13 protein-coding genes are annotated in these 13,259 nt (G+C 64.8%); 5 read left to right on the top strand and 8 right to left on the bottom strand.

The window, feature by feature from the left end; translation table 11 throughout:
- The first annotated feature begins 83 nt into the window (after positions 1 to 83).
- The 4 genes from ACEN42_RS16490 to ACEN42_RS16475 all read left to right on the top strand — a co-directional run bounded on the left by ACEN42_RS16490 (position 84) and on the right by ACEN42_RS16475 (position 2,689).
- A complete protein-coding gene (locus ACEN42_RS16490) occupies positions 84 to 1,112 on the top strand; it encodes an aldo/keto reductase (protein WP_238213226.1) in 1,029 nt (342 codons plus the stop codon).
- A gap of 137 nt (positions 1,113 to 1,249) precedes the next feature.
- Positions 1,250 to 1,864: a LysE family translocator gene (locus ACEN42_RS16485; protein ID WP_035509314.1), complete on the top strand. Its 615-nt coding sequence runs from the start codon at positions 1,250 to 1,252 to the stop codon at positions 1,862 to 1,864.
- Between the two features lie 289 nt (positions 1,865 to 2,153).
- Positions 2,154 to 2,324 (top strand): hypothetical protein, encoded by a 171-nt coding sequence (locus tag ACEN42_RS16480; RefSeq protein ID WP_187608039.1) that lies wholly within the window; start codon positions 2,154 to 2,156, stop codon positions 2,322 to 2,324.
- 203 nt (positions 2,325 to 2,527) lie between these two features.
- A complete protein-coding gene (locus ACEN42_RS16475; RefSeq protein WP_035509367.1) occupies positions 2,528 to 2,689 on the top strand; it encodes a DUF1328 family protein in 162 nt (53 codons plus the stop codon).
- A 90-nt stretch (positions 2,690 to 2,779) separates the two neighbouring features.
- On the opposite strand, the gene ACEN42_RS16470 is transcribed toward ACEN42_RS16475, so the two are convergent.
- The 8 genes from ACEN42_RS16470 to ACEN42_RS16435 all read right to left on the bottom strand — a co-directional run bounded on the left by ACEN42_RS16470 (position 2,780) and on the right by ACEN42_RS16435 (position 12,625).
- Entirely contained in the window at positions 2,780 to 3,898 is a 1,119-nt protein-coding gene (locus ACEN42_RS16470) for a diguanylate cyclase (RefSeq protein ID WP_187608040.1), read from the bottom strand.
- A gap of 45 nt (positions 3,899 to 3,943) precedes the next feature.
- Positions 3,944 to 4,942 carry a chemotaxis response regulator protein-glutamate methylesterase gene (locus ACEN42_RS16465; RefSeq protein WP_371881855.1) on the bottom strand — a complete coding sequence of 333 codons (999 nt, stop codon included), beginning with the start codon at positions 4,940 to 4,942 and terminating at the stop codon, positions 3,944 to 3,946.
- The gene (locus ACEN42_RS16460) at positions 4,939 to 7,203 is read right to left on the bottom strand and encodes a hybrid sensor histidine kinase/response regulator (protein WP_371881854.1); all 2,265 of its coding nucleotides are present in this window, start codon (positions 7,201 to 7,203) and stop codon (positions 4,939 to 4,941) included. Before ACEN42_RS16460 ends, ACEN42_RS16465 begins: the two co-directional genes overlap by 4 nt.
- On the bottom strand, positions 7,200 to 7,934 hold the full coding sequence (locus tag ACEN42_RS16455) for a chemotaxis protein CheW (protein WP_371881853.1): 735 nt from the start codon (positions 7,932 to 7,934) through the stop codon (positions 7,200 to 7,202). The genes ACEN42_RS16460 and ACEN42_RS16455 overlap by 4 nt, the downstream gene beginning before the upstream one ends.
- Positions 7,931 to 9,259, bottom strand: coding sequence for a CheR family methyltransferase (locus ACEN42_RS16450; protein ID WP_371881852.1), 1,329 nt, complete (start codon positions 9,257 to 9,259; stop codon positions 7,931 to 7,933). The genes ACEN42_RS16455 and ACEN42_RS16450 overlap by 4 nt, the downstream gene beginning before the upstream one ends.
- On the bottom strand, positions 9,256 to 9,726 hold the full coding sequence (locus ACEN42_RS16445; RefSeq protein ID WP_371881851.1) for a chemotaxis protein CheW: 471 nt from the start codon (positions 9,724 to 9,726) through the stop codon (positions 9,256 to 9,258). Before ACEN42_RS16445 ends, ACEN42_RS16450 begins: the two co-directional genes overlap by 4 nt.
- 22 nt (positions 9,727 to 9,748) lie before the next feature.
- Positions 9,749 to 11,374, bottom strand: coding sequence for a methyl-accepting chemotaxis protein (locus tag ACEN42_RS16440; RefSeq protein ID WP_035509330.1), 1,626 nt, complete (start codon positions 11,372 to 11,374; stop codon positions 9,749 to 9,751).
- A gap of 126 nt (positions 11,375 to 11,500) precedes the next feature.
- Entirely contained in the window at positions 11,501 to 12,625 is a 1,125-nt protein-coding gene (locus ACEN42_RS16435) for an MBL fold metallo-hydrolase (RefSeq protein ID WP_371881850.1), read from the bottom strand.
- Positions 12,626 to 12,924: 299 nt separating this feature from the next.
- Between ACEN42_RS16435 and ACEN42_RS16430 the strand changes: the two genes are divergently transcribed.
- A complete protein-coding gene (locus tag ACEN42_RS16430) occupies positions 12,925 to 13,257 on the top strand; it encodes a hypothetical protein (protein WP_238293397.1) in 333 nt (110 codons plus the stop codon).
- Positions 13,258 to 13,259: the final 2 nt, after the last annotated feature.

Genomic DNA, 13,259 nt, shown 5'->3' with positions numbered 1-13,259 from the left:
GTAGTCTCGTCGATGGACGTTCGTTGCGCCGCGCTTCATGCACGAAGCGCGACGCCCACCGGCTTCATCCACGAGGACACGCAATGGAATATCGACATCTCGGTGCTTCGGGCTTCAGGGTTCCCGTATTGAGCTTCGGCACCGGCACTTTCGGCGGCAAGGGCGAATTCTTTCAGGCATGGGGCGAGACCGACGTGAGCGAGGCGCGCAAGCTCGTCGACATCTGCCTCGATGCGGGCGTCACGATGTTCGACACCGCCGACATCTACTCGCGCGGTTCATCGGAATCGATACTCGGCGAAGCGCTCAAGGGCCGCCGCGACAAGGTCATCATCTCGACCAAGGCCACGTTCCGCTTCGACGAAGACGACCCGAACGCCGTCGGATCGTCGCGCTTTCATCTCATTCAGGCCGTGAACGCGGCGCTTCAGCGCCTGCAAACGGATTACATCGACATCTTTCAGTTGCACGGCTTCGATGCGAAAACGCCCGTCGAAGAGACGCTTTCCACACTCGACGATCTCGTGCGCGCGGGCAAGATCCGCTATACGGGCGTGTCGAATTTCTCGGGCTGGCATCTGCAGAAATCGCTCGATGTGGCGGACCGCTACGGCTATCCGCGCTATGTCGCCAATCAGACGTACTACTCGCTCATCGGCCGCGATTACGAATGGGAGCTGATGCCGCTCGGGATCGATCAGGGCGTCGGCGCGGTGGTGTGGAGTCCGCTCGGCTGGGGACGTCTCACCGGCAAGATTCGGCGCGGCCAGCCGCTGCCTGAGACGAGCCGCCTGCACAAGACCGCCGACATGGGGCCGCCGGTGCCGGACGAGTATCTGTATCGCGTCATCGATGCGCTCGACGCCATCGCCGAGGAAACCGGCAAGACGGTGCCGCAGATCGCGCTCAACTGGCTGCTGCAGCGTCCGACGGTGGCGACGGTGCTCATCGGCGCGCGCAACGAGGAGCAACTGCGGCAGAACCTGGGCGCGGTCGGTTGGAATCTGACCGCGGAGCAGGTGAAGAAGCTCGATGAGGCAAGCACGGTCAAGCCTGCGTATCCGTACTGGCATCAGCAAGGGTTCGCGGAACGCAATCCGTTCCCGGTTTAAGCGTGACGAACGCGTGGCGGGCCGGCCCGCCACGGTCGGCATCCGTACCGGGAGGCTTCTCCGAATCTGTATCGGTACTGTACCGGTTAGCTCCCGTACACTTGGCGCCATCGAATCTGCAATTACCGGAGCGCGCCATGCCCACCGAACTCCTGAATGCCCTGCCCGCCGCCGCGCTGTTCGCGCTGGTGACGACGATCACGCCCGGTCCCAACAACACGATGCTGCTCGCCTCGGGCGTCAATTTCGGCCTGAAGCGCACGGTGCCGCACGTGCTCGGCATCAGCGCGGGCATGGCGATTCTCATGATCGCGGTCGGGCTCGGGCTGGCGCAGGCGTTCGAGCGTCTGCCGTTCCTCTATACCGTGCTGGAAGCGGCGAGCGTCGCGTATCTGCTGTATCTGGCGTGGAAGATCGGCACGTCGTCGTCGGTGCAGATGCGCGATGGCCAGGCGCGCCCGATGCGCTTTCACGAAGCGATCGCGTTCCAGTGGATCAATCCCAAAGCGTGGATGATGGTGCTCACCGCCGCGACGACCATCCACTTGCACGCGAGCCTCTCGCTGAACGCGGCGCTGATGGCGCTGGTGCTGGTCGTGATCGGGCTGCCGTGCATCACGATGTGGGCGGCGTTCGGCATGTCGCTGCGGCGTTTTCTCGCGAATCCGCGCTGGCTGCGCATCTTCAACATCACGATGGCCGTGTTGCTCGTGCTGTCGCTGTATCCGATCGTCGCTCATTTCTTCGATTGATGCGTGAGGCGAAACGCGCGCTGCATCAAAAGCGCGCGCCCTCTTTGCCTCGAACGCCGGTCCGGTGCATACTGACCTTACGCGCCGGCACGCAAAATCTGCCGTCCCGCTTGCAAGTTTGGGACTGCGTTTCTTTCTCGCCAGCATCGTCTGTCCACTTGGCCGCTCGAACGATCCTTAAGCGATCCTTTAAGGCGGCGTTTTCAGCCCGGCGCGTACATGCCTTGCTAGTCCGTTGGTTCGCGCCGAATCGTCGGCGCGGCTTTGAAATCTGTTCAAGGAGTACGCCATGTCTGGAGCCAATCGCCCATCCGGTCCCGCCACGCGCAAATCCCTCGACCTGGCCGATCAGATCGAACGCGATGAACTGGAGAACAACCTGCCGGATGCGCTCAACAGCGTCGACGACGAAGACGATCTCGACGATGATTCCGACTCCGGTCGCACCCAAGGCCGTTAGCCTCGACAGCCGGGCCTATCGCGCCGATTGAGACGCGATCCGCAACGCCGCAATGTCTTCGGTCATTGCGGCGTTTTTGCATCGTGCGCGCGCTGGGCACGCCCGTTGCTTTGAACGATGCGCGGCAAAATCCGATGAGCGAAAGCGGCGGCATCGTCCCGCCTGCGAATCAACCGGTCAACCGATCTCCAAGGGAGGGCTTCATGCTCCGTTACGCTGTCATCTTCTTCATCATCGCGATCATCGCGGCCTTCTTCGGCTTCGGCGGCATCGCCACGGGCGCGGCAGAAATCGCCAAGATCCTGTTCTTCATCTTCATCGTGATCTTTCTGGCGACCTTGTTGCTCGGCGTGTTCAGGCGATGAGGCTGTCCACTTAGCAGGCTCGACAAACGAGAACGCGCGGCCCCTGTTCGAGGCCGCGCGTTCTTTTTGCCCGTTAAAAACCGCCGCAAATCAAGTAATGATCACCCGATTCTTCCCGTCCCGCTTCGCCCGATAGAGCGCGAGATCGGCCGCTTCGACGAGTTGCTTCGACGCATCGTCGTACGTGGCCATCTGCGTCGCGCCGCCGACGCTGATCGTCACACGCCCGCTCGACGAACCGGTATGCGGCACATCGAGCGCCTCGACCGCGATGCGTATTTTCTCGCCGAGCAGCCGCAATCCCGGCGCCGACGACGACAGCAGCACCACCGCGAACTCTTCGCCGCCGAAACGCGCGGCAAGATCGGTGGGGCTATTGAGGCTCGTCTCGATCGTATGCGCGACGAGCTTCAGCACATCGTCGCCGGCGACGTGCCCATAGGTATCGTTGTAGGACTTGAAGTTATCGACATCGATCATCAGGAAACCGATGGCCGCATGCTCGCGCGCCGCACGCCGCCATTCGGCATTCAGATAATCATCGAGACGGCGGCGATTCGACAAACCCGTCAGCCCGTCCGAATGCGTCAGCCGCTGCAATTCCAGATTCGTTTCGAGCAGCTTCTGCTGCGACTGACGCAGCGCGCGATACGCCTCGTCGCGCTGCAACAAGTTCTGATACGAACGCGAGTGATAGCGCACGCGCGCGACGAGCTCGATCGTATCGGGCAGCTTCACGAGGTAATCGTTCGCACCCGCCGCGAACGCCGCGCTCTTGATGCGCGGCTCTTCCTTCGTCGAAAGCACGATGATCGGAATATCGCGCGTCGCGGGATGCTCGCGGTACTGACGCACGAGCGTCAGACCATCGACGCCGGGCATCACGAGGTCTTGCAGAATCACGGTCGGCCGCGTTTCCTGCGCGGTGCGCAGCGCCTCTTCCGGATTCGCGCAGTAGTGCAGATCGACGTTCGCCTCTTCCGCGAGCGCGCGGCGCAGCGCCTCCGCGATGATCGCCTGATCGTCCACGAGCAGGACCATCACCGGCAACTCGGCGGCGGGCGGCGCGTTCAATGCGGCCGCCAGCAGATCGGACACGGCGCGCTCGTCCGCCATCGCACGCGAGCCCGCGCGCTCGATGCTCGCCGCCGCTGCCGACGCGGCCCGTCTCGCGCGCTCGGCCAGCGGATCGGGATGAGGAAGTTTCATGAACGTGTCCTTTATTGAGTGCTTATCGGTTGGTTCGTTGCGAAATCAGTCGAATGCCGTGGCGATCGCGCCGGCGATGCGCGGCAGCGGCAGGATCGACACCGCCGCATTGAGCGCGGCCGCGGCCTTAGGCATGCCGTACACCGCGCTCGTCGCCTCGTCCTGCGCGATCGTGTGATAGCCCTTCGCGCGCATCGCCTTCAGGCCGATCGCGCCATCGCGTCCCATGCCCGTCAGCAGCACGCCGATCGCACGTCCGGTCCAGCGCTCGGTCACGCTCTGAAAGAACACGTCGACGGAAGGCCGGTAAGGCAGTTGCTCGGGATGCGCGGTGTAGCCGAGCCGCGTGGCATCGGCGAAATGGAGATGATCGTTGGTCGCGGCGAGCAGCACTTCGCCCAGCACGGGTTTGTCGCCTTCGCGCGCGACACGCACGGGCAACGCCGATTGCGCATCGAGCCACTGCGCCATGCCTTCCGCGAACGCGCGATCCACGTGCTGCACGATGACGGTGGCCGCCGCGAAGTCCTTCGGCAACGCGCCGAGCAGCGTCGCGAGCGCGGCCGGGCCGCCCGCCGATGCGCCTATCGCGACGAGCCGCGCATTGCTTTTCGGCAGGCTCATCGTGCCAGCGGACGATGCACTGGACGACGCGAGCCGCGCGCCGATCTGGTCGATCTTCGCGATCAATGCCGCCGCGCCGCGACGCGCATCGGCGCCGGCGAGCGCGGGTGTATCGACGGCATCGAGCGCGCCCGCGCCCATCGCTTCATACACGCGCCATGCGTTCGCGCCGACATCCACGGTGACGACGAGAATCGCGCACGGCGAGCGCGCCATGATGGTCCGCGACGCCTGCACGCCATCGACGTTCGGCATCACGAGATCCATCAGCACGACATCGGGCGTGTGCGCCGCGCAATAGTCGATCGCCTGCTGACCATCGTGCGCGACCCACGCGATTTCGAAGTCGGGCCGCGCTGCCAGCGCGCGCCGCAGCGCTTCCACAGCGAGCGAAACGTCGTTGACGATGCCGATTTTCATGATTTCGCCTCGCCGATGAGATCGCGCACGGCGTCGATGAGCGCCTGATCGTGGAAACTGCCTTTCGCGAGGTAGTAGTCCGCGCCGGCATCGAGGCCGCGCTGACGGTCTTCCGCGCGATCCTTGTACGACACGATCATCACCGGCAGGCCGGAGAGTTGCGCATCGCGCTTGATGAGCGTGACGAGCTCGATGCCGTCGAGACGCGGCATGTCGATATCGGTGATGACGAGATCGAAGCGCTCGCCGCGCACCGCGTTCCAGCCGTCCATGCCATCGACCGCCACCGACACGTCGTAGCCGCGCGACGCGAGCAGCTTGCGTTCGAGCTCGCGCACGGTGAGCGAATCGTCGACGACGAGCACGCGCTTCGCGCTCATCACGGCCGCGCGCGCCGCGCCCGCGCCCACGCGCCCGAGCTCGCCGCTGCCGACGAGTTTTTCGACCGAGCGCAGCCAGTCGTCGAGATCGGCGATGAGCAGCGGATCGCCGTTTTCCATCAGCGCGCCCGCCGCGATGTTGCGCACCTTGCCGAGCCGCTTGTCGAGCGGTTGCACGACGAGCATGCGTTCGCCGAGAAAGCGGTCGATGACGATGCCGTAGCTCGCCGCGCCCTGCCCGATCACGACGACGTTGAGCGCATCGCTCGCCGCTTCGAATGCGGCGGTCTGCAGAATCTGATGCGCGGTGACGAGTCCGACGCGCTTGCCGTCGAACGAAAAGTGCTGCTGGCCTTCGAGCGTGTCGATGGCGCTCGCGGGCAGCACCAGCGTGCGCGCGACATGCGCGAGCGGCAGGCCGTAAGGCTCGCCCGCGACCTCGACGATCAGGCTGCGGATCACCGAGAGCGTGAGCGGCAATTGCAACGTGAAGCGCGTGCCCGCGGCTGCTTCCTGCGTCACGCGCACGCTGCCGCGCACTTGCCGCACGACGTCCTGCACGGCATCGAGACCGACGCCGCGCCCGGAGACATCGGTGACGGCATCGCGCATCGAGAAGCCGGGCAGGAACAGGAATTCGAGCAGCTCGGCTTCGGTGAGACGATGCGCGGTGTCCTCGTTCGCCAGATTCTTGCGCACGACGGCGCGGCGCAGTGCATCGAGATCGACGCCCGCGCCGTCATCCGACACGCTGATGAAAAGCGAACCCGCGCTATGGCGCGCTTCGAGCGTGATCGTGCCGGTTTCGGGCTTGCCGAGCGCGCGCCGCAACGATGCTTCCTCGATGCCGTGATCGACCGCGTTGCGCAACAAATGACCGAGCGGCGCGTCGAGCAGATCGAGAATGTCGCGATCCACCTGCGTCGTTTCGCCCGCGATGACGAGGCGCACGTCCTTGCCGAGCCCGCGCGCGACATCGCGGACCATGCGCGCGAAGCCGCCGGTCGCATCGACGAAAGGACGCATGCGGCACGCGAGCGCTTCGTCGTAGATCTGTTGCGCGAGATGCGTCGAACGGCGATCGAAGTTTTCCAGTTCCGCGAGACGCTCGCTCAATTGCCGATGCGCTTCGGCCGTCAAACGCCGCACTTCGTCGAGCGCGGCGTGCGCGCGCGCATCGAGTTGTGTCGCGTTCGTTTCGGTGAGGGTTTCGTGCAAACGTTCGAGCGCGCGGCTCGCATCGTGCTGGATGCGCTTCACGCGCAGCATCGATTGCGAAAACGGCTTCAGCCAGCGCGATTCGACGAGCGATTCCCCCGAGTGGCTCAACAGGCGATCGAGCGTGTCGGCGCGCATGCGCAACATGCGGGCTTCGTTCGTGCGCGAAGGCGCGAGAACCGGTTCGGGCGTTTCGTCGAGCGTGAGTTCTTCCGAGAGACCCGCCGCAATGTATTTCGAAAGCGGCGCTTCGGCCACTTCAGCGCCTTCGAGACGCGCATTGAGCGCATCGACGAATGCATCCACGTCGCGTTCGAGCGCCGTTTGCGCATCGATGTCGCGCGCCTCGCCGATCTGCACGATCAGATCGACGCCACGCAGCAACATGTCGATATGGCCTGCATCGAGCGCGACGCGCCCGTCCTGCGCGGCGACGAAGCAATCTTCCATCACATGCGCGAGCGTCACGCCGACCGGCACGCCGACCACGCGCGCCGCGCCCTTCAGCGAATGCGCGGCGCGCATGCACGCTTCGAGCGTGACCGGATCGCGCGGTGCGCGTTCGAGCGCGATGAGGCCATCGGAAAGAATCTGCGCCTGCCCGCGCGCTTCTTCCTGAAAGAGTTCGAGCAACGACGACCGGCCCGGATCGATGCTCGTCATGTGAGGCTCCGGTTCATGCTGTCGATAAGACGATCAGCGTCGAGCAGGCCGACGGTCGAGTCCTTGAACGCAGCGACCGCGTGCGCATGCGACGACAGGCGCTGCGCGAGCGTCGCGGGCACGGGCTGAAGCTCTGCGCTCGTGAAACGGTGCACGCCGTCGACGGCATCGACGGGAAACGCGATCGGACCTTCATGATCGCCGTTCGCGCGATGATCGCGGCCTTGCGCGCGCTGAATCACGAGCAGACGGCCGAGTTCGCGCGCATCGAGGGCCTGGTTGTGCGATGCATCTTTCACGACGCGTTCTTCGATATCGAAGAGCCGTGCAAGCGATGCGCACACGATCAACCGGCCACGCACGTTGACGAGGCCCAGCACCGCGCGATTGCGCCGATGCGGCAGCGAATGCACCGGACGCAATTGCGCGACTTGCGCGCACACGGTCGTCGGCAGCCCGAGCCATTCGCCGCCGATACGAAACACGAGGCACGAAAGCGTGTCCTTCTGGCCGACGCTGCGCGTTTCGTTCGACGACGCCGCGCTCGTCTGCTCGATCGACGTGCGTGCTTCCACGCGATCGAGCACGCGCGATGCCGCTTCATCGTGAACCGGGCAATTCCGGCAATGCACGTGACGTTCGAGCTTCGGACACGATGCATCGCCGCGCACGCCGATGCGGTTCCAGCAATCGTCGATATCGATCGTGATGTTGATGTCGCGGGCGTTCATCGCGTGCTCCCGGTTACGCGCTCGGCGCGCGCGAGCAATCGACGTGCGCCGCTTTCATCGCCGTCGAGCGAAAGGCATGCGGCCAGATGCGTGAGCGCCTCGCGATGCGAGGGTTCGAGATACAGCGCGCGCCGATAGTGACCGCGCGACGCCTGATGCTCGCCACGCGCATCGGCGATCACGCCGAGCAGATAGTACGCATCCGCGTTCGACGGATGCACGCCCAGATACGCATGCGCGGCGTTCGCGGCGGCGTCGAGCTGCCCGGCATCGGCGAGTTCGCGGGCATGTCCGAGGCTGTTCGCAGGCTCGGGCTGAACGCGCGTCTCTTCACGCGGCCTGATAACCGGCGCAGGCGTTGCGCGCACCACGGGCGGCGCGCTGGCCCATGCGGGCAGCACGAACGCGGTCTTCATCGGCGGCGGCGTCTTCACGGGAGGCAGAGCCGGCCACGCGCCATCGAAGACGCTCATACTCTGACGCTCGGCGCGATTGAACGCGAACGCGAGCGGAATGTTCGCGGAACTCATGCCCTCGCGCATCAGCAGACCCGTCTCCGCCGGACCCACGAACAACGTGCCGCCTTGCGCGAGCAGTCCATCGAGCACGCGAAAGACAGCGCATTGTGTGTCGCGGTCGAAGTAGATCAGCACGTTGCGGCACAGAATGAAATCGAAGCGCTCGAACGCGTGCGTATCGAGTTGCAGCAGATTGGCTTGCGAGAAGCGCACGCTTTGCGCAATGGCGGGATCGAGTTGCCAGCCGCCATCGGCTGCGCGGAAATGACGCTCGCGAAACTCGAGCGCGCGTCCGCGAAACGCGTTGCGCCCGTAATGCGCGCGGCGCGCGACGGCGAGCGCGCGTTCGCTCACGTCGATGGCATCGATCGTGAAGCGCTCGGCGGGAATGCCCGCTTCGATCAGCGCCATCGCCACGGTATAGGCTTCCTCGCCGGTCGAGCACGGCGCGCTCAGCACGCGCACCGGCTTCGCGGGCCGCTCGTGCAGGCGCACGCGTGCAAGACGCGCGAGCGCGGCAAAGGCTTCGGGATCGCGAAAGAACCATGTTTCCGGCACGACGACTGCTTCGATCAACTCCTGCATGCGCGCGGCATCCTGCGTGACCGCGCGATAGTAGTCGTCCAGCGTGCCGCTCTGCTCGTCGCGCCACAGGTTGTAACGCTCACGCACCGCGCGCGACACGGAGTTCGCGCCGATCGATTCGGCATCGAGCCCGATCGTGCGATGCAGCAGTTCGATGAAGCGGCCGATGCCGAATGGCTCGCCGTGACCGGCATCGGGAAAAGGTGTCGGTAACGCGCTCATGCGCCGGTCTCCGCGAAGAGCAGCGCCTGCACGTCGTCGGGCAGCAGATGCTCGATGCGCACCCATTGCAGCAGTCCGGCATCGTCGCGCGTGAGCGGTCCGAGATAACGTGCGTGCGGCGTGTCGATGCCCGCATCGCCGAACGAAGCGGCGTCGAACGTGACGGTGCGCGTCGCCTGTTCGAGCAGCAGTCCGAGCCGATGATGCGTGATCACGCCATCCGCGCCGCAACGCGGATACGCGACGAGCGCGAGCCGGGTCGACAACCTTTCCTGCGATGCACGCGAAAGCGCGAGTGCGGCGATATCGATGACGGGCACGCTCGCGCCTTCGTAATCGAGCACGCCCCCGATCCACGCGGGCGCGCCCGGCAACGCCTTCAGCGGCGCGAGCGGCAGCATGCGCTCGATCTGCGCGCTGTCGAGCAGATAGCGGTCGGAACCGAGCGTGAACTGGACGAAGAGCATCGCGGCGCGCCTCAATGGAACGTCAAGCGGCCACCTTGAACCGCGACACGCCCGTGCGCAGGCCGTTCGCGACATGCGTGAGGTCGTCGATCGCCTGCGTCGACTGGCGCAGCGATTCGGCCGTCTGCTGCGCGGCTTCGGACAGTTGCGACAGCGCCTGCGAGATCTGGTCCGCGCCGGTGGCCTGCGTCTGCATGCCTTCGTTGATCATCGAGAAACGCGGCGCCATCGTCTGCACCTGATGGATGATCTGCGAAAGCTGGCCGCCCACTTGCTGCACGTCGAGCATGCCGCGGCGCACTTCCTCGGAAAACTTGTCCATGCCCATCACGCCCGCCGCGACGGCGGACTGGATCTCTTTCACCATCTGCTCGATATCGAACGTGGCGACGGCCGTCTGATCCGCGAGACGGCGAATTTCGGTTGCGACGACCGCGAAGCCGCGCCCATACTCGCCCGCCTTCTCCGCCTCGATCGCCGCGTTCAGCGAGAGCAGATTGGTCTGATCCGCCACCTTGGTGATGGTCGCGACGACCTGGTTGATGTTGCCCGCCTTCTCGTTGAGGATCGCGAGCTTGCCGTTCACCGAACCCGCCGCTTCCATCACGAGGCGCATGGTTTCCTCCATGCGCGTGAGGCCCGCCTGACCCGTGCCCGCGAGCGCCGCCGATTGCTCCGCCACGCCCGACACTTCGTTCATCGTGCGCACGAGATCGCGCGCCGTGGCGAAAATCTCGCGCGAGGTCGCGCCGATTTCGGTCGTCGTCGCGGCGGTTTCGCTCGCGGTCGCCTGCTGCTCGCGCGCGGTCGCGGCGATTTCGGACACCGATGTCGTTACCTGCACGGCCGACTTCTGCGCCTGTCCGACGAGCCCCGTGAGTTCGTCCGTCATGCGATTGAAGCCCGCTTCGAGCGTGCCGAATTCGTCGCGGCGCGCGAGCGCGAGCCGCTGCGTCAGGTCGCCGGTGCGCATCTTGTCGACGACATCGACCATGCGCAGCATCGGCACCGTCAGCGCCTTCATCAGCATGAAGCCGAGCACCGACGCCGCCGCGATCGCAATCAGCATGATGACGATGAGCGTCACTTCCGACTTCTGCACCGAGCCGCGAATGCTTTCCACCGACTTCGCGTTGAAGGTCTCGTTATGATCCACGAGCGCGCGCGTCGCGGTCTGTCCCGCTTCCCATACCGGCGTGAGGCGCGTGTTGAAGGTTGCGGCGGCCGTGTCCTTCGAGCTCGCGAGCTCGCGCAGCGTCTGGTCCTGAACCGGCAGGTAGAGGTCGCGCTGGCGCTTGAAATCGTTGAAGAGGCGGCGGTCTTCGTCCTCGAAGATGGTGGGCACGTAGGTGTCCATCAGCTTGTCGATCGTCGCGCGCGTTTCGGTGAGGCGCTGCGTGTCGCGGCGCGCCTGCTCGGCGTCTTTGTCGATGAACACGAGCCGTTGCGTGATCGTGTAGTTCTCGAACCACGCCGCGCGCAGGTCGTTGGAAAGCGAGAAGCCGAGCATCGAGTCGTCTTCGAGGCTCTTCGCTTCGCGATCGATACCGCCGAGCAGCGTGTACGACAGCGCGGCCATGACGAGCATCAGGAAGAGGATGATGCCAAAGCTCGCCAGAATGCGATGCCGAATGGACAGTTGCTTCACGCGATGAGCCTCATCAAAGGATAAAGACGATTGCCGCGCCGCGCGCAACCGCGAGCCCGCCTCGATAGGGAGGCGTCTCAATTGTAGGATGAATTTACGCGCGTATAGACGCGCTGTCAGGCCGTGTTAACGACCGATTGTGGCCGCGCTTGAATTCGGCGTGTCGAGATGAATCATGTCGCCGTGTTTCAGCACGGTGAACGCGTCTTCGGGGAGGCCGGCGCGGCGCACCGCGTCGGCAAGACGGCGCGGCGGCTCGTCGAGCGGCTCGTCGGTCAGTTCGAACGAACCCCAGTGAATGCCGATCGCCTTCTTCGCGTGGACGTCCTGAAAAATGCGCACGGCTTCCTCGGGATCGACGTGCTGCGCGTGCATGAACCAGCGCGGATCGTAGGCGCCGATCGGAATCAGCGCGAGATCGAAACCGCCGAAACGCGCGCCGATATCGCGGAAATCCGGCGAATAGCCCGTGTCGCCGGCGAAGTAAAACGAGTACGGATGCGCCGCGCCCGCCGGCGTCTTCACGACCCAGCCGCCCCACAGCGTTTCCGCGCGGTCGAACGGCGTGCGCGCCGACCAGTGCTGGCTCGGTACGAACCAGATATCGAGCCCGGCGGCGTGCGTCTCGTCGCTCCAGTCGAGTTCTTCGACGTTCGTCACGCCGATATCGGTCATCCACTGCCGGATGCCGAGCGGCACGAGAAAGCGCGGCGGGCCGCCCGCCTGCCGGTTGAGCGCTTCGATGCTCGGCTTGTCCAGATGATCGTAGTGGTTGTGCGAGATCAGCACGATGTCGATGTGCGGCAACTCATCGAGCGTGAGGCCGGGCGGCGTCTTGCGCTTCGGGCCCGCGAACGAGAACGGCGACGCTCGTTCCGAGAACACCGGATCCGTGAGGATGTTCACGCCGTCGATCTGCACCAGCGCGGTCGCGTGACCGATCCACGTGAGGGTATCGGCGGTGCGGTTGGCCTTGAGCCACGCGATGTCGGGATGCGCCATCGGAAAGTGATAGCCGTTCGCGGGCGGCTTCGGCAAGCCTTGCGTAAAGCGCTCCCAACGCCACTTCAGAAACGATTCGCGCGGCAGATGACCGTAGTTGTTTTCATAGCCGGACGCGGTGCGCTTCGCGTGATGCAGCGGCTGCGGCGCTTGCGATTCCGCTGCGGACGCGGGTTCCTCGCTGCGTGCCGCTGTCGTTGACGAGCAACCGGCGAGCAGCGCGAACACAGCGGACCAAAAGTAGGACATTAGGCGCATGTTTTGATGGTTTGCGTGCCGCATACGACTTTCGATTGTACGAAATGCATGACGAATCGTCTTTGCGCGCTTTTCTCTCCGCACTAAGCAAGATGCGCGCTGCACCGCCGCATAAGGCGCAACTGGAAAATGCGCGGAGCGGAATCGCGTGTCGGCCCGCTTCTTGCATTAGCCCACCCCGGCGCCGGGAAAAGGCGCCTTCGAACAATCAATCGCGGCGCGCGCTCTTTTTTTCGATGCGGTTATCGCATCCGGGCGCGTAGCACGCCAGTGCCAGAGACGGGGGTTTCATGGGCAGCAGTCAAAGAAAAAGCGCCGTACGCACCTTCAACCCGCAATTGCATACGATGCACGCGATGCTGGTATCGCGCGCGGCATCGCATGTGGCAAGCGCGTTGCAGCCCGAAGGCCGCAACGAGGCGCTCGCGGAAGGCATCGCCGAAGTGATCGCGCATTGCGGGCATGCGGGGCTCGGTCTCTTTCTCGCGGCCGTCTGGCATTGGCTCGATGAACGCGGCTATGACGAAGCCGCCGACGCCGTGCAGCACTACATCGAAAACGGCACGATGCCGACGGTCAAGGCAAAGCCGAAAGCGGCGCGACGGCGCGATGCGCGCCTCTGAAC

The organism is Caballeronia sp. S22 (assembly GCF_964261745.1).
Taxonomy (GTDB): Bacteria; Pseudomonadota; Gammaproteobacteria; order Burkholderiales; family Burkholderiaceae; genus Caballeronia; species Caballeronia jiangsuensis.
The sequence above is the reverse complement of the archived record's forward strand: the minus strand, read 5'-3'. Positions and strand labels throughout refer to the sequence as shown.